This window comes from Vibrio sp. HI00D65, from assembly GCF_001635455.1.
In the GTDB taxonomy this organism is placed as follows: domain Bacteria; phylum Pseudomonadota; class Gammaproteobacteria; order Enterobacterales; family Vibrionaceae; genus Vibrio.
In genome coordinates, this window is the sequence record NZ_LWEH01000473.1 from 1 (window position 1) to 252 (window position 252).

General features: G+C 46.4%; 1 protein-coding gene. It reads left to right on the plus strand.

Features of this window, described 5'->3' with window-relative positions:
• Positions 1 to 252 (plus strand): response regulator (locus A3712_RS22890; protein ID WP_157618860.1); only part of this gene is annotated, 252 nt, incomplete at both ends.

A 252-nucleotide genomic window follows, 5' to 3' on the forward strand; every position in this document is an offset into this window, starting at 1 on the left:
GAAACCGCAACCCAAGCGTTAGAGCTCGTTTCAGAGTCTATCGAAAATGCTTCGCCGTATGACTTAGTGTTGATTGATAAAGTGATGCCTTCCATCGATGGGTTCCAGCTTGCAAGAAACCTGATCGAGCGCTTTGGCAAAGCTTGCCCTAAGCTTGTCATGATCTCTGCTGATCCGCGTAAGCAAGACGAAATACATGCTAAGCAAGTGGGTTTTATTGCCTACATTGCTCGCCCATATCAAGATAACCAG